1 protein-coding gene is annotated in these 223 nt (G+C 60.1%); it reads left to right on the top strand.

Translation table 11 applies throughout. The features are described 5' to 3' along the window. Positions 1 to 223, top strand: a 223-nt coding sequence (locus ABR397_RS25770) for a hypothetical protein (RefSeq protein WP_350307962.1), incomplete at both ends; no start/stop codon positions are given.

Genomic DNA, 223 nt, shown 5'->3' with positions numbered 1-223 from the left:
CGACATGCTGGCTGACGTGGATGAGCCGACGCTGCCGTTTGGCCTGACCGAGGTGCATCGTGATGGCTCGCAGGTCACACAATCGCACCGGATGTTATCGCCGGCGTTAAACGATCGCCTTCGTCAGCAGGCGAAACGTCTGGGCGTCAGTGTGGCAACATTGTGCCATCTGGCCTGGGCGCAGGTGTTGTCGCAGACCAGCGGTCAGGAAAAAGTGGTGTTC

Source organism: Photorhabdus viridis (genome assembly GCF_040256935.1).
GTDB classification, from domain to species: Bacteria; Pseudomonadota; Gammaproteobacteria; order Enterobacterales; family Enterobacteriaceae; genus Photorhabdus; species Photorhabdus viridis.
Note: the sequence above shows the minus strand (reverse complement) of the source record. Positions and strands in the feature narration are given on the sequence as shown.